The organism is Nonomuraea sp. NPDC049028, from assembly GCF_043197735.1.
Taxonomy (GTDB): Bacteria; Actinomycetota; Actinomycetes; order Streptosporangiales; family Streptosporangiaceae; genus Nonomuraea.
Map to the genome: position 1 here is coordinate 1353527 of NZ_JBICTR010000001.1, position 14922 is coordinate 1368448.

General features: G+C 69.6%; 12 protein-coding genes. 11 read left to right on the forward strand and 1 reads right to left on the reverse strand.

All coding sequences use genetic code 11. The features are described from left to right. Nucleotides 1-2 precede the first annotated feature (2 nt). Nucleotides 3-1262, forward strand: a complete 1260-nt coding sequence (gene hisS / locus ACGFJ2_RS06090) for a histidine--tRNA ligase (RefSeq protein WP_393465178.1) — start codon at nucleotides 3-5, stop codon at nucleotides 1260-1262. Next, a complete protein-coding gene (aspS, locus tag ACGFJ2_RS06095; protein WP_358187193.1) occupies nucleotides 1259-2995 on the forward strand; it encodes an aspartate--tRNA ligase in 1737 nt (578 codons plus the stop codon). The genes hisS and aspS overlap by 4 nt, the downstream gene beginning before the upstream one ends. A 67-nt stretch (nucleotides 2996-3062) precedes the next feature. On the opposite strand, the gene ACGFJ2_RS06100 is transcribed toward aspS, so the two are convergent. Continuing rightward, on the reverse strand, nucleotides 3063-3980 hold the full coding sequence (locus ACGFJ2_RS06100) for a peptidylprolyl isomerase (protein ID WP_357955544.1): 918 nt from the start codon (nucleotides 3978-3980) through the stop codon (nucleotides 3063-3065). A gap of 152 nt (nucleotides 3981-4132) precedes the next feature. On the opposite strand from ACGFJ2_RS06100, the gene ACGFJ2_RS06105 reads away from it, so the two are divergent. The 9 genes from ACGFJ2_RS06105 to ACGFJ2_RS06145 all read left to right on the forward strand — a co-directional run bounded on the left by ACGFJ2_RS06105 (nucleotide 4133) and on the right by ACGFJ2_RS06145 (nucleotide 14555). After that, entirely contained in the window at nucleotides 4133-4612 is a 480-nt protein-coding gene (locus ACGFJ2_RS06105; protein ID WP_358187188.1) for a hypothetical protein, read from the forward strand. Between the two features lie 139 nt (nucleotides 4613-4751). Then, nucleotides 4752-6053 carry a replication-associated recombination protein A gene (locus ACGFJ2_RS06110; RefSeq protein WP_357955540.1) on the forward strand — a complete coding sequence of 434 codons (1302 nt, stop codon included), beginning with the start codon at nucleotides 4752-4754 and terminating at the stop codon, nucleotides 6051-6053. Nucleotides 6054-6312: 259 nt separating this feature from the next. Then, nucleotides 6313-6687, forward strand: coding sequence for a DUF948 domain-containing protein (locus ACGFJ2_RS06115; protein ID WP_357955538.1), 375 nt, complete (start codon nucleotides 6313-6315; stop codon nucleotides 6685-6687). Next, entirely contained in the window at nucleotides 6684-6914 is a 231-nt protein-coding gene (locus ACGFJ2_RS06120) for a hypothetical protein (protein WP_225298225.1), read from the forward strand. Before ACGFJ2_RS06115 ends, ACGFJ2_RS06120 begins: the two co-directional genes overlap by 4 nt. Nucleotides 6915-6931: 17 nt before the next feature. Next, nucleotides 6932-9604, forward strand: a complete 2673-nt coding sequence (alaS, locus tag ACGFJ2_RS06125) for an alanine--tRNA ligase (protein WP_357955536.1) — start codon at nucleotides 6932-6934, stop codon at nucleotides 9602-9604. A 1-nt stretch (nucleotide 9605) separates the two neighbouring features. Further along, nucleotides 9606-10088, forward strand: coding sequence for a Holliday junction resolvase RuvX (gene ruvX / locus ACGFJ2_RS06130; RefSeq protein WP_364003654.1), 483 nt, complete (start codon nucleotides 9606-9608; stop codon nucleotides 10086-10088). A gap of 874 nt (nucleotides 10089-10962) precedes the next feature. Then, a complete protein-coding gene (mltG, locus tag ACGFJ2_RS06135) occupies nucleotides 10963-11985 on the forward strand; it encodes an endolytic transglycosylase MltG (protein WP_393465186.1) in 1023 nt (340 codons plus the stop codon). Nucleotides 11986-12211: 226 nt separating this feature from the next. Then, nucleotides 12212-13366, forward strand: coding sequence for an endolytic transglycosylase MltG (gene mltG / locus ACGFJ2_RS06140; RefSeq protein WP_357955529.1), 1155 nt, complete (start codon nucleotides 12212-12214; stop codon nucleotides 13364-13366). A 331-nt stretch (nucleotides 13367-13697) separates the two neighbouring features. Beyond that, nucleotides 13698-14555 (forward strand): shikimate dehydrogenase, encoded by an 858-nt coding sequence (locus ACGFJ2_RS06145; protein ID WP_393465189.1) that lies wholly within the window; start codon nucleotides 13698-13700, stop codon nucleotides 14553-14555. The last annotated feature ends 367 nt before the right edge of the window (nucleotides 14556-14922 follow it).

Consider the following 14922-nt stretch of genomic DNA (forward strand, 5'->3'; position numbering starts at 1 on the left):
TCATGAGTTTCCAAGCGCCAAAGGGCACCTTCGACTGGCTGCCGCCCCGCTCCGAGCAGGTCCTCGCCGTGCGCGAGGCACTCGTCGCGCCCGCGCGGCTGGCCGGCTACGGCTACATCGAGACGCCGGTGTTCGAGGACACCCAGCTGTTCGCCAGGGGCGTGGGTGAGTCGACCGACATCGTGTCCAAGGAGATGTACACCTTTCCCGACAAAGGGGGCCGCTCCCTGACGCTGCGGCCCGAGGGCACGGCGTCGGTCGTACGCGCCGTCCTGCAGCACGGCCTGCACAACGGCCAGCTCCCGGTCAAGCTGTGGTACTCCGGCAGTCAGTTCCGCTACGAACGCTCCCAGAAGGGCCGCTACCGGCACTTCTGGCAGGTCGGCGCCGAGGCGCTCGGCTCCGAGGATCCCGCGCTCGACGCCGAGATCATCGTGCTGGGCGCCCAGGGCTTCGCCGCGCTCGGCCTGACGGGCGTCCGGCTGCTGATCAACTCGCTGGGTGACAAGACCTGCCGGCCGGCCTACCGGGCCGCGCTGCAGGAGTTCCTGCGCGGGCTCGACCTCGACGCGGACACCAGGGCCCGGATCGAGATCAATCCGTTGCGGGTGCTCGACGACAAGCGGCCCGAGGTGCAGGCGCAGCTGACCGGCGCGCCCCTGGTCGTCGACCACCTGTGCGCCGCCTGCAAGTCCTACCACGAGGAGGTCCGCGGGCTGCTGAGCGCCGCCGGCGTGGCCTACGAGGACGATCCGCGGCTGGTGCGCGGGCTCGACTACTACACGCGCACCACGTTCGAGTTCGTGCACGACGGGCTCGGCTCGCAGTCCGCGGTCGGCGGCGGCGGACGCTACGACGGGCTGAGCGAGATGCTCGGCGGGCCGCCCCTGCCCAGCGTCGGCTGGGCGCTGGGCGTCGATCGCACGTTCCTCGCCATGGAGGCCGAGGGGTTGATCGGCGAGAGCGCACCGGGACGCGTCCAGGTGTACGGTGTCCCGCTGGGTGACGAAGCCCGCCGCCGGATGTTCCTGCTCGTGACCGAGCTGCGCCAGGCGGGCGTCAGCGCCGACCTTGCTTACGGCGGCAAGGGGCTCAAGGGCGCGATGAAGGGCGCCGATCGCTCGGGTGCCCGGTTCGCGCTGATCCTGGGCGAGCGTGACCTGGCCGCGCAGGCCGTACAACTGAAGGACCTGACCACCGCTGAGCAGACCGAGGTGCCGCTGGCCCAGGTCGTCGATGTCTTGAAGGGGAAAGTGCAGTGATGCGCACGCATACCGCCGGGTCGCTCCGAGAGGAGCACGCCGGGCAGCAGGTGACGCTGGCAGGATGGGTGGCCAGGCGCCGTGATCACGGCGGTGTGGTCTTCATCGACCTGCGCGATGCCTCCGGCTCGGCGCAGGTGGTCTTCCGCGAGGAGGACCACGCCCACGACCTGCGCGCCGAATACTGCGTGCAGGTGGTCGGCCAGGTCCGGGTCAGGCCGGAGGGCAACGAGAACCCCGAGCTGCCCACCGGCGCGATCGAGGTCGTCGCCGAGCGGGTCGAGGTGCTCAGCGAGTCCGCGCCGCTGCCCTTCCCGATCGAGGGCAGCGCGGGCGTCTCCGAGGAGGCCCGCCTAAAATACCGCTATCTCGACATTCGCCGCCCGCAGGTGGCCAATGCCCTGCGGGTTCGCTCGAAGGCCACCTACCTGGCCAACGAGGTCATGCACGAGCTCGGCTTCGTCTACGTCGAGACGCCGACGCTGACCAGGTCCACGCCTGAGGGCGCGCGCGACTTCCTGGTGCCGGTCCGGCTCCAGCCGGGCAACTGGTACGCGCTGCCGCAGTCGCCGCAGCTGTTCAAGCAGCTGCTCCAGGTGGGCGGGCTCGAGCGCTACTACCAACTCGCCAAGTGCTACCGCGACGAGGACCTGCGGGCCGACCGGCAGCCGGAGTTCACCCAGATCGATGTCGAGATGTCGTTCGTCGACCAGGAAGACGTCATCGCGGTCGGCGAGAAGCTCATCGGCCGCGTGTGGCGGGAGACGGTCGGCTACGAGATCCCGACGCCGCTGCCCCGCATGACCTACGCCGACGCGATGGCCCGCTACGGCTCCGACAAGCCCGACCTGCGCTTCGGCCAGGAGCTCGTCGAGATGACCGACTACTTCGCCGGCACCTCCTTCCGCGTGTTCCAGGCCGACTACGTGGGCGCGGTCGTCATGCCGGGCGGCGGCTCGCAGACCCGCAAGGAGCTCGACGGCTGGCAGGACTGGGCGCGCTCGCGCGGCGCCAAGGGCCTGGCGTACGTGCTCGTCCAGGAGGACGGCACGCTCGGCGGCCCGGTGGCGAAGAACCTCTCAGAAGAGGAAATTTCCGGACTCGCGGCGAAGGTTGGCGCCCAGCCGGGCGACGCGGTCTTCTTCGCGGCCGGCGCGCGCAACGCGGCGCGCGACCTGCTCGGCGCGGCCCGGCTGGAGATCGGCCGCCGCTGTGGCCTCATCGACGAGTCGCTGTGGTCGTTCCTGTGGGTCGTCGACGCGCCCATGTTCGAGGAGGACGGCGAGGGCGGCTGGACGGCCGTGCACCACCCGTTCACCGGCCCCAAGCCCGAATGGGCGGACAACTTCCAGGACCACCCCGGCGAGGCCCTGGCCTACGCCTACGACATGGTCTGCAACGGCATGGAGATCGGCGGCGGCTCCATCCGTATCCACCGGGCGGAGATGCAGCAGCGGGTCTTCGACGTGCTGGGCATCTCCAAGGAGGAGGCCGAGAACAAGTTCGGCTTCCTGCTGGAGGCGTTCAAGTACGGCCCGCCCCCGCACGGAGGCATCGCCTACGGCTGGGACCGCATCTGCATGCTGCTGTCCGGCGGTGAGTCGATCCGCGACGTGATCGCCTTTCCGAAGACCGCCTCGGGCTTCGACCCGCTCACCGGCGCGCCCACGCCCATCACGGTGGACCAGCGCAAGGAGGCGGGCGTCGACGCCAAGCCCAAGAACGAAGGCTGACCGACGACGAAAGAGGGCGCCCCGCCTCTCCGGTTCAGGAGAGGCGGGGCGCCCTTTTCGTGTCCGGCTAGCGGAGCGTGACCTTCTCGATGATGATCGGGTTCTTCGGGGCGGTCGAGCCGCCGTCGCCGACGATGTCCTGGTCGTTGACGATGACGCCGTCCTTGGCGACCTTCTCGATGATCTCCAGGCCCGAGCGGACCATGCCGAGCACCGAGTACTGGCCCTCGATCTGCGAGTTCTCGTCCGACAGTGAGATGGCGAACTGGCTGCTGTTCTGCCCGGCCGCGTCCTGCGGCTGGGTGAGGAACACCACGCCGCGGGTGTACGGAATCGCGCCGACGGCCTCGTCCTGGTAGACGTAGCCCGCCGTGCCCTGGCCGTCCGTCGGGTTCTTGCCGTCGGCCTTGGCCTTGGGGTCGCCGCACTGCAGCAGGAACAGCCCCGCCGTCTCCGGCGTCACCAGGCGGTGGCACTTGGTGTTGTTGTAGAAGTTCTTCTTGGCCAGGAAGTCCATCGAGTTGACCGAGCAGGGGGTGGCGGCCGGGTCGACGTCGATGACGATCTTGCCGTGGTTGGTGAAGACGGTCATCGTCTTCAGCTTCATGTTCGGGTGGCTGCCCGGCAGGCCCACGTACTTCATCGGTACGTCCGAGGTGTCCCGCTTGTAGGTGCAGGATATCTTGCCGGTCTTCTTCGGTATCGAGGACAGCGACGGCGTCGGCGAGGGTGCGGCGCTGGGCGGCGTGGAGGCCGACGGTGTGCTCTCGGCCGAGACCTTCTTGCCCGCGTCATCCTTGTTGACCAGCGTGGTCGCGGCGAAGATGCCGCCCGCCACCACGACCACGGCCAAGCCCGCGCCGATGAAGACGTTCCGCTTCCCCTTGGCGCTGTCCGCCGCCGCGCGCTGCTCCTGCCGCTCCTTGTGTTCCCGAGCCAACTGGCTCTGGCGGTCGTCCTCGCCGCTCACCGGTATGTCCTCCACTTTTGCCAGTACATGACCAAACAACTCCGGGAATGCTACCGGCCCTGCGATGTGCCGGACGTAAGAGGAGGAAACCACTCGTAGTGACGGGATGGACCGCGAACCATATCGTGTCGCCATTCGTAGTTGAAATGAGAACTAGGAGTGCAGACATGTTCGACGAGATCTTCGGCTTGCCCGCCCATCCGCTGATCATCCACTTCGCCGTGGTGCTGACCCCGCTCCTCGCGGCCGCCTCTGTGGCGTACACGGTCCTGCACCGCTGGCGGCCGCTGCTGGCCTGGGCGGTGGTACTGCTCTCCCTGGGGGCGCCTGTGGCCGTCTTCGCGGCCAAGGAGAGCGGCGAGAGCCTCAAGGCGTCCCGCTTCGCCTCGGTCGACGGCACCCTGGGCCAGCGGATCGAGACCCATGAGAGCTTCGCCAACCCATTGCTCCTGTCGACGGCCGGCCTCGGAGTCGCCGCGTTGCTGCTCGTCTACGCCACGAGCCCGAGTCGCGGCTCGCTCGGCGACAGGTTCGGCCGCCCGGTCACTCTCGTGCTGTCCGGCGTGACGGTGCTGCTGGCCGTGGTGGTCGGCTACTTCGTCTTCCGGGCCGGTGACTCGGGCGCGAGAGCCGTCTGGGGTGCGTAGCCCGCTTCCTGGTGGTGAAAGGGTTGTCTGTGATGCCTGGCCCGCTCCTTGGACCGAAGCCCGTGTGCCTGGTGGTGGACCGAAGCCCGCTTGCCTGATGGTGGACCGCTGGACGCGGTCCACCCCGTAAACTCGCGTTGTGGAGAGTCTGTTCGATTCGGCGGCTGAGGAGGCCACACCCCAGCCCCTCGCGGTCCGGATGCGGCCGCGCACGCTCGACGAGGTGATCGGCCAGCGTCACCTGCTCGGCGCGGGCACCCCGCTGCGCAGGCTCGTCGAGAGCGAGGCGCCGATGTCGCTCTTCCTGTGGGGGCCGCCCGGCACCGGCAAGACGACGCTCGCCTACGTCGTCTCCAACGTCACCAAGCGGCGCTTCGTCGAGGTCTCCGCCGTCTCGGCCGGGGTCAAGGACGTACGCGCCGCCATCGACGTCGCCAAGCGCGAGCTGGGCATGAGCGGCCGGCAGACCGTGCTCTTCGTCGACGAGGTCCACCGCTTCAACAAGGCCCAGCAGGACGCCCTGCTGCCCGCCGTCGAGAACCGCTGGGTCACCTTCATCGGCGCCACCACCGAAAACCCCTTCTTCTCGGTCATCTCCCCCCTGCTGTCGCGCTCGTTGCTGCTCACGCTCGAGTCCCTGACCGACGACGACATCCGCGCGGTCCTGGAGCGGGCGGTGGCCGACGAACGCGGCCTCGGCGGCCGCGCCACCGTCGCCCCCGAGGCCGTCGACCATCTCGTACGCCTGGCCGGCGGCGACGCCCGCCGTTCCCTGACCTACCTCGAAGCCGCCGCGCTGCTGTCCGACGACATCACGGTCGAGGTCGTGGAGAAGGCCGTCGACAAGGCGGCCGTACGCTACGACCGGCAGGGCGACCAGCACTACGACGTCATCAGCGCCTTCATCAAGTCGATGCGCGGCTCCGACGCCGACGCCGCGCTCCACTACCTGGCCCGCATGATCGAGGCGGGCGAGGACCCGCGCTTCATCGCCCGCCGCATCGTCATCTTCGCCTCGGAGGACGTCGGCCTGGCCGACCCGACCTGCCTGCAGACCGCAGTCGCCGCCGCCCAGGCCGTGCAGCTCATCGGCCTGCCGGAGGGCCAGATCAACCTGGCCCACGCGGTCCTCCACTGCGCGCTGGCGCCCAAGTCCAACGCCGTCGTGAAGGCCATCGGAGCGGCGATCGGCGACGTACGCCGCGGCCTGATCGGCCAGGTGCCCGGCCACCTGCGCGACGCCCACTATCCGGGCGCCGCCAAGCTGGGCCACGGCGACGGCTACAAATACCCGCACGACTTCGACCACGGGCTGGTCCGCCAGGACTACGCGCCCGAGCAGGTGCGCGGCAAGCGCTACTACGAGCCCACCAAGCACGGCGGGGAGGGCGTGCTGGCCGAGCGGTGGGCTCGGATACGTGACTTCCTGCGGGGCTCTTGACGGTCGCTTGGCGGGCTCCGGGGCGGGCCGTCGACGGGTTTCTGGCGGGCTCTAGACGAACTTCTGGCCGTCCGGCACGGGCCGGGGTTCGGCTGGTCGGCCTCGGGGTCGGTGTCGCTCGCGGGCCGGTCCGTTCGAGCGGGGAAACGGGGGCCGCCGACGTGGCGGCCTGATGGAGCCGGGCGTCACCAGTAATCTGGGCCGTCGAACGCGATAGGGTTCTTGCCGTTCCGGCCCAGCGTACGAGGGAGATGAGCGGATGCTTACCGCTGGAGAGGTCGCCGGGCTGATCGCCGCCACGGGCTGGATCGTCTTGGTCTGCGTGCTCGTCATGGTGCTGGTCAAGCTCACCCGGCTGATCACCGCGACCAGCAGGGCGGTGGCCGACCTGAGCGCCCGCATGGCGCCGCTGCTCGACGACATGAGCCTGACGGTCAACGAGACCAACCGGCAGCTGGTGGCCGTCGAGGCCATCGCCAAGGACGTCAAGCAGGTGAGCTCCCACGCCGCCAAGCTCAGCGCCGTCACCCAGACCGTCTTCACCGGACCGCTGATCAAGGTCTCCTCCATCGGCTACGGTGTACGCAGGGCCATCGAGGTCCGCAGGCCGCGCAAGGCGGGCCGAGGGCGATGATCAGACGGCTGTTCTACCTGTCGCTCGGCGCGCTGCTGACCCTCTGGGTGATGCGCAGGCTGCAGGCGCTCCACCCCAACCACGTGGCCCGCAGGACCGTCGGCGGCGCCGCGAGCATGCTCGGACGGGTGAGAGACTTTACTTCTGACGCGCTCGGCGAGGCCGCGGAGCGCGAAATCGAGTTGCGGGCCCGTTTCGGGCTCGACAACCCTGAAAGCAACGACTAACGCAAAGGATGGCCACCATGGAGTCGGCAGAGATCGCGCGCCGCTTCCTACGCTTCTTCGAGGAGCGTGGGCACAAGGTAGTGCCCTCGGCCAGCCTGATCGCTGAGGACCCGACGCTTCTCCTGGTCAACGCGGGTATGGTGCCCTTCAAGCCGTACTTCCTGGGGCAGCGCAAGCCTCCGGCGGACCGGCTGGCCACCGCGCAGAAATGCGTGCGCACCCCCGACATCGACGAGGTCGGCAAGACCACCCGGCACGCGACGTTCTTCCAGATGCTGGGCAACTTCTCCATCGGCGACTACTTCAAGGCCGAAGTGATCCCGTTCGCCTGGGAGCTGCTGACCAAGCCGGAGTCCGAGGGCGGCTTCGGCTTCCCCCCCGACCGCCTGTGGGCGACCGTCTACCTCGACGACGACGAGGCGCTCGACATCTGGCACAACAAGGTCGGGCTGCCCCTCGAGCGCATCCAGCGCCGCGGCCTCGAAGACAACTACTGGCACATGGGCGTGCCGGGCCCCGGCGGACCGTGCTCGGAGATCTACTACGACCGCGGCGCCGAATACGGCCGCGAGGGCGGCCCCATCGCCGACGAGAACCGCTACCTCGAAGTCTGGAACCTCGTCTTCATGCAGGACCAGCTCGGCGAGGTCCGCAGCAAGGTCGACTTCGACATCGTCGGCGAGCTGCCCGCCAAGAACATCGACACCGGCATGGGCCTGGAGCGCATGGCGGCGATCCTGCAGGGCGTCGACAACATCTACGAGATCGACACCACCTACAAGATCCTCGACAAGGCCGCCGAGCTCACCAAGACCCGCTACGGCCGTGACCACCGCTCCGACGTCAGCCTGCGAGTGATCGCCGACCACGTCCGCACCGGCACCATGCTGGTCGCCGACGGCGTCATGCCCGGCAACGAGGGCCGCGGCTACGTGCTGCGCCGCATCCTGCGCCGCTCGGTCCGCAACCTGCGCCTGCTCGGCTCCGGCGACGAGCGCTACATGCACGCGCTGACCGAGGTCGCGATCGAGGTCATGGGCGAGCAATATCCGCAGCTGAAGGCGGACGCGCCGCAGATCCACGGGGTCATCGACGCCGAGGAGGCGTCCTTCCTCGGCACGCTGCGCACCGGCACCGCCATGTTCGACGTCACGGTGGAGGAGACCAAGCGCAAGTCCGGCTCGATGCTCTCCGGCGAGCAGGCGTTCCAGTTGCACGACACCTACGGCTTCCCGATCGACCTCACGCTCGAAATGGCGTCCGAGCACGGGCTCCAGGTCGACGAAGAGGGCTTCCGCCGCCTGATGAAGGAGCAGCGCGACCGCGCCAAGGCCGACGCGGCGGCGAAGAAGACCGGCAACGCCGACATCTCCGTCTTCGGGCAGCTGCTGGAGAAGGCGGGCCGGGTCGAGTTCCTCGGCTACGACCAGACCGAGGCCGACACGAGCATCGTCGGCATCCTGGTCGACGGCGGCGCGGTCCCCGCGGCGGGCGCGGGCACCGACGTGGAGATCGTGCTCTCCCGCACCCCCTTCTACGCCGAGGGCGGCGGCCAGCTCGCCGACCAGGGCGTGATCCGCACCGGCGGCGCCGAGGTGGAGATTCGCGACGTGCAGACGCCGCTCGCGGGCCTCGTCGTGCACCGCGGCCGGATCCGCAAGGGCGAGCTCAAGGTCGGCGACGAGGCCCAGGCGGAGATCGACATCGAGCGGCGCCGCGCGATCTCGCGCAGCCACAGCGCCACCCACCTCGTCCACCGCGGCTTCAAGAACGCGCTGGGTGAGACGGCGGCGCAGGCCGGCTCGGAAAACTCGCCCGGCCGCTTCCGCTTCGACTTCACCGCGGCGGGCGCGGTGCCGCCGAGCGTGCTGCGCGACGTCGAGGACGAGGTCAACGCGGTCCTCGTCAACGACCTCAAGGTCAACGCCTTCTACACCTCCCAGACGGAGGCCAGGGCGATGGGCGCGCTGGCGATGTTCGGCGAGAAGTACGGCGACGAGGTCCGCGTCGTGGAGATCGGCGACTACTCGCGCGAGCTCTGCGGCGGTACCCACGTGCACAGCTCCGGCCAGCTCGGCCTGGTCAAGGTGCTCGGCGAGCAGTCGGTCGGCGCCGGTGTGCGCCGTGTCGAGGCGCTCGTCGGCATCGACGCCTTCCGCTTCCTGGCGCGCGAGAGCGTGCTGGTCGCCCAGCTCACCGAGCAGCTCAAGGCGCGCCGCGAGGAGCTGCCCGAGCGCGTCGAGGGCATCGTCACCCGCCTGCGCACCGCCGAGAAGGAGCTGGAGCGGCTCCGGTCCGCGCAGGTGCTCCAAGTGGCGGGCGAGCTGGCGGCGCAGGCTCGTGACCTGGGCGGAGTCTTCGTGGTGACGCACCGCGCGCCTGACGGCACCGGAGCCGATGACCTGCGTAAGCTCGCGCTTGATGTGCGTGGCAGATTCCCGGCCGACCGACCGGCGGTCATCGTGATCGCGGGTGTCCCCTCCGACCGGCCCGTGGTCGTTGCCGCGGTCAACGAGGCGGGACGTGAGCGTCAGCTCAAGGCCGGGCGACTGGTCGGCGTCGCCGCCAAGGCGCTTGGGGGTGGCGGTGGCGGCAAGGACGATGTCGCGCAAGGCGGCGGCACACGACCGGAGGCGGTCGGCGACGCGCTGCGACTGGTCGAGCAGGCCATCGCGGAGCAGCTCGGCTGACATGCGGTTCGGTTCACGTATCGGCGTGGACGTCGGGTCCGTACGCATCGGAGTGGCCCGCAGTGACCCCTCGGGCCTGCTGGCCACTCCGGTGGAGACCGTCAGGCGAGGCCAGGGCGACCTCGACCGCATCGCAGCGATCGCCGACGAACATTCGGCGATCGAGGTCGTGGTCGGGCTGCCCACCTCGCTGTCGGGCCGCGAAGGGCAGGCCGCCGCGCTGGCCCGCGAATTCGCCACAGCGCTGGCCCGGCGACTGGCGCCCACGCCCGTCCGCCTCTTCGACGAACGGCTGACCACGGTCGCGGCGCAGCAGGGACTACGGGCCAGCGGCGTGCGGGCCAAGAAGCAGCGCGCGGTCGTGGACCAGGCGGCGGCGGTCGTGCTGCTGCAGGACGCGCTCGACGTCGAGAGAGCCACGGACAGACCACCCGGCAGGCCCGTCGATCCGCCCTCCGGGGTGGACGGCGGACCCGCCTCATGACCGGGCGTCTCACCGGGGGCGGCGGGGAACGGGCGGGGGCGGCCGCATGAGCGGGCCACCTCCGGACGAGGATGACGACCTGATCCCGTTCGTCCCGGAACCCTTCTTCCCGTCCTCGGACACAGCACCGTCTTCGGACGCCGATGTGCCCTCGGATGCCGAAGCGCTTTCGGGCTCCGCGACACCCTCAGACGCCGATATGTCCTCGGGAACCGGCGTGTCCTCGGACTCCAACGGTCCCTTGGGGCCGGACGCGTCAGAGGCTCTGGACGTGCCGGTGACGGGGGAGTACGCAGCGGACGGACGAGAGTGTCGCGCGGACGACCTGGGCGCGACCGCCCCGGCGGACGGCGGGCGGCTTCCCGGTGGTGCTCCGTCTGATGGTGGCGCGCGCTCTGATGGCGCGCTGTCGGAGGGCGGGCGGCTTCCTGGTGGTGCGTCGTCGGAGGGTGGTGCGCCGTTCGACGGCGGCTTGTCCGACGGTGGGAGGCTTCCCGGTGGTGCTCCATCCGACGGTGGCGCGCCTTTTAGTGGCGTTTTGTCGGACGGCGGTGGGCTTTCCGACGGTGGCGCTCTATCCGACGATGGCGCGCCTTCCTACGGCGGGCGGCCTTCTGGTGGTGGCACGTCCCACAGCGGCGCGTCTTCTGACGGCCAGGCCTCCGATGGTGGCGTCGCTGGCACCGATCCGGGCGAATCACCGGGCGTCGGTGGCCTGGCAGCCGGGGCGGCCCGGGGCGGTGGCAGTGGCGCGTCTGAGGCCGGAGCCGGGACCGGGACCGGGGGCAGAGCCGGGACCGGGACCGGGGGCAGAGCCGGGACCGAGGGCGGCGGGGACGTTCGTGGGGTTCGGCGGCGCGAGAAGCGGTCGGCCGTGCGTACGGTGGCGCTGCTCGGCGTGGTGGTGTCGGCGTCGATCGCCGCGCTCGGCGTCGGCGTATATGTGGCGCTCAAGCCGTACCTGACCCCCGACGACTTCGAGGGCACCGGCGGCGGGCTCGTGACCGTGCGGATCCCGCCCGGTGCCAACGCGGGCGACGTCGGCGCGGTGCTGGCCGAGGCCGGGGTGGTGGCCAGCGCGCGGTCGTTCGTGAACGTGGCCGAGGACCGTGCCGTGGCGGGACACCTGCGGCCGGGGCACTATCGGCTGCGCAAGGGCATGGCCGCGGGCGCCGCGCTCGACCTGCTGCTCGCGCCCACCTCCAGGATGGTCAGGCGGGTCACCGTGCCCGAGGGCATGCGGGCGTCCGAGACGCTCGTCCGGCTGGCCGCGCAGTCCGGGCTGGCTCTCAAGGAGTTGCGGGCGGTTGACACGGCTCTCGTCGGGCTGCCCAAATACGCCAAGGGGCTCGAAGGGTTCCTGTTCCCGGCCACGTACGAGGTCGAGCCCGGGGACAAGGCCGTCGACCTCCTGACCGCGATGGTGGAGCGGTTCGGCGCGGCGGCGAAGCAGGTGGAGCTGGTGAAGAAGGCCCCGTACGTGCATCTGAGCCCGCTGGAGGCCGTCACGGTGGCCAGCATGATCCAGGCCGAGGGCGGCAGGGACGAGGACTATCCCAAGATCGCCAGAGTGATCTACAACAGGCTCAAGCGCGACATGCGGCTCCAGATCGACAGCACCGTCCTGTACGCCCTGGGCAAGCGGACCCTGAAGGTCACCGAGAGCGACACCAAGGTCCAATCGCCGTACAACACCTACCGGCACACCGGACTGCCGCCGGGGCCCATCGCCAATCCCGGAGAGAAGGCGCTGATAGCGGCCTTGCATCCGGCGAGCGGTGATTGGCGCTGGTTTGTGACGACGGATCCGGCGCATAGAATCACCAAATTCACCGACAAAGAGAGCGAGTTCGTGAGATACCGGGAAGAGTTGCACCGAAACCTCGGGACGAAATGATGCTTGCCGGGACCCCCCACTTCCCGCGAGGGATCTTCGAAATCCCCGAGCGGAGCCCCCGGGAGGGGGCCCGCGCGCTCTCCTTGTCCTCTAGCATGGCTACCCAGAGTGATATTCGCCGGTCGTGGGTGCACGGCTGGCGAACCCCCCGCTCGGTGACCCCCAACGGTTCGGCAGTGCCACTTGACGCCGGGCCGTACGTACCGGGAGATTGGCCTGCGCACCTATGAACGATCTCGACATGGATTTCCTGCTCGGCGCCGAGGACGACGAAGGCTCCTCCCGGCGCCGCGGCCGAGCTAACGGCAAAGGCGGCAGCCGCAGACGTCGCAGGCGCCGTAACCGAGGCGGCTTCATCGCACCGCTGCTGGCCTTCATCGTCCTGGCGGGCATCCTCGGCGGCGGCGGCTACTTCGGCTATCAGTGGATCAGCGGCGCTCTGGTGCCCGACGACTTCACCGGCCAGGGCAAGGGCGACGTGACCATCGAGATCAAGGACGGCCAGACCGCCTCCGACGTGGCGGTGGAGCTGGAGCGGCAGGGGGTCGTCGCCAGCGCCAGGGCGTTCACCAACGCGATCGCCAACGCCAACAAGAGCGGCGCGCTCCAGCCGGGCCAATACACCCTGCGCAAGGGGATGTCCGCCGCCAACGCGGTGACGATGCTCGGCTCGGCCAACAAGCTGATCGTCAGGATCCCGTTCGAGGAGGGGCTGCGCCTTTCCGACGTCCTCGCCCGGCTCGCCGACAAGACCGGCAAGCCGCTGAAGGACTTCGCCGCCGCCGCCAAGGACACCAGCGAGATGGAGTTGCCGTCCTACGCGAAGGGCAGGCTGGAGGGCTACGCCTTCCCCGCCACGTACGAGTTCCAGCCGAAGGCCACGCCGGCCGACATGCTGTCGCAGATGGTCGAACGGTTCAACCAGGCGGCGGAGAAGGCCGACCTCGTGGGCGGTGCCAAGGCCCTGCGGCGCACGCCCGCCGAGATCATCACGATCGCCAGCATCATCCAGGCCGAGGCCGGCCGGCACGAGGACATGCCGAAGATCGCCCGCGTCATCTACAACCGGCTCGACCATGAGCCGGAGATGCAGCTGAAGATGGACAGCACGGTGATGTACGCGACGAACAAGAAGGGCACGTCCGCGACGCACGCGCAGCTGCAGAGCACCTCCAAGTACAACACCTACAAATACTTGGGTCTCCCGCCCGGCCCCATCTCCAACCCGGGCGACGCGGCGATCGAGGCGGCTCTCAACCCGGCCAAGGGTCCCTGGCTCTACTTCGTCGCCACCGACCCCAAGAGCCACATCACCAAGTTCGCCGTCACGGACGCGGAATTCCAGGTATTGCTCAACGAATACCGCCGAAACGGTGGCTGACGCCGCCGGGTAAACGGCGGAAGCCGGCCACGCCACCGGTCTCACCGTCTCGTAACGGCGCCCGGCCATGTGCGGGCTCAGCGGCCGTCTCCCTGGAGGCCCTGAGCCCTGTACGGCGACTGGGGTCGGCCGGGCATGCCGTACCGCAGACAGGGATGCCGTACGAAGGCGGCCGTACAGGCGGCAAACGGCACGGGTCGCATACCGCTTTCGTGCGACATGCCGCACCAAAGCGGGCACGCCGTACGGACGGGCATGCCGTAGAAAAGCGGCTGCACAGAAGACAAGCCACGAAAAACAGCAGGCAGTAAGGCATGGAGAGGAGAACCGCGTGCGGGCAGGGGTGCTGGGGTCGCCGATCGCGCATTCGCTGTCGCCCTACCTGCATCGGGCGGCCTATCAGGCGATGGGGCTCGACGGGTGGAGCTACGAGGTCCGCGAGTGTGACGAGGCCCGGCTGCCCGGGCTGTTGCGGGAGCTCAGGCCGCGCCGCGGAGAGGTGCCGGGGGACGAGGGGGCCTGGGCGGGGCTGTCGCTGACCATGCCGCTCAAGCGGGCCGTGCTGCCGCTGCTCGACACCGTCTCCGACCTGGCCGTCGAGGTGGGCGGAGCCAATACCGTGGTGTTCCGCGACGGCGCGAGCCATGGGGACAACACCGACGTCTACGGCATCGAGCGGGCGCTGGCAGAGGCGGGGGTGCCGGCGCCGAGGTCGGCGACCGTGCTGGGCGGTGGCGCCACCGCCGCTTCGACGCTGGCCGCGCTGCGCAACCTGGGGCTGCACTCCGCGACCCTGCTGGTACGCGATCCCGCCAGGGCGGGGGACACGGCCGGGGTGGCCGAGCGGCTCGGGATGGCGCTGGCGATCGAGACGTTCGACAAGCTCGATGTCTCGACGCGGGTGGATCTGGTGGTGTCCACGCTGCCGAGCGGGGCGGCCGACGCCTTCGCGGCGCGGCTGGCGCGGGTTCCGGCGCTCTTCGACGTGGTCTACTCGCCCTGGCCGACCAGCGCGGCGGCGGCCGTCCAGGCTGGGGGCGGCACCGTCGTCGGCGGGTTCGGGATGCTGCTGCACCAGGCGGTACGGCAGGTGGAGCTGATGACGGGCCGGACGGATGTGCCGGTGGAGGCCATGCGCGCGGCCGGCGAGGCGGAGATCCTCAGACGGTCGGCCAGTCGTACGGGTTGATCAACCGAGCAGCCAGGATCAACCAGGCAGTGTCGAGAACGTAGCTCACTTGATGCCCTCGAGGTCGACATCCCGCATCATGCCGCTCTTGTCGCGGGTGAGGTCGAGCGCGCTCAGGTCGGGCCCCGAGCGTCCTACGGCTGCCACTTGCTCTCTTCGAGATCGGTCACATGCCCTCCTTCTGGCTAATTTTCTGGACAGAATTGACCGCTCAGACCCCTGGCCAGCGGGGATGATTCGAAGAAGTCTCGTTGTTGTGGTAGCGTAGCTCACTGATCGGTCCGGCATGCCTTGCTGGACGCGCAAGCGGAGGTCTCCCTCCCACCTGAGTCGCCGAGAGGCGGCCGGGTCCAGGATCACGCCGGAC

Coding starts and splice junctions, on each gene's coding strand:
- alaS (WP_357955536.1), top strand. CDS start 6,932: ATGGAGTCGGCAGAGATCGCGCGCCGCTTCCTACGCTTCTTCGAGGAG.
- hisS (WP_393465178.1), top strand. CDS start 3: ATGAGTTTCCAAGCGCCAAAGGGCACCTTCGACTGGCTGCCGCCCCGC.
- ACGFJ2_RS06115 (WP_357955538.1), top strand. CDS start 6,313: ATGCTTACCGCTGGAGAGGTCGCCGGGCTGATCGCCGCCACGGGCTGG.
- mltG (WP_357955529.1), top strand. CDS start 12,212: ATGAACGATCTCGACATGGATTTCCTGCTCGGCGCCGAGGACGACGAA.
- ACGFJ2_RS06120 (WP_225298225.1), top strand. CDS start 6,684: ATGATCAGACGGCTGTTCTACCTGTCGCTCGGCGCGCTGCTGACCCTC.
- ACGFJ2_RS06105 (WP_358187188.1), top strand. CDS start 4,133: ATGTTCGACGAGATCTTCGGCTTGCCCGCCCATCCGCTGATCATCCAC.
- ruvX (WP_364003654.1), top strand. CDS start 9,606: ATGCGGTTCGGTTCACGTATCGGCGTGGACGTCGGGTCCGTACGCATC.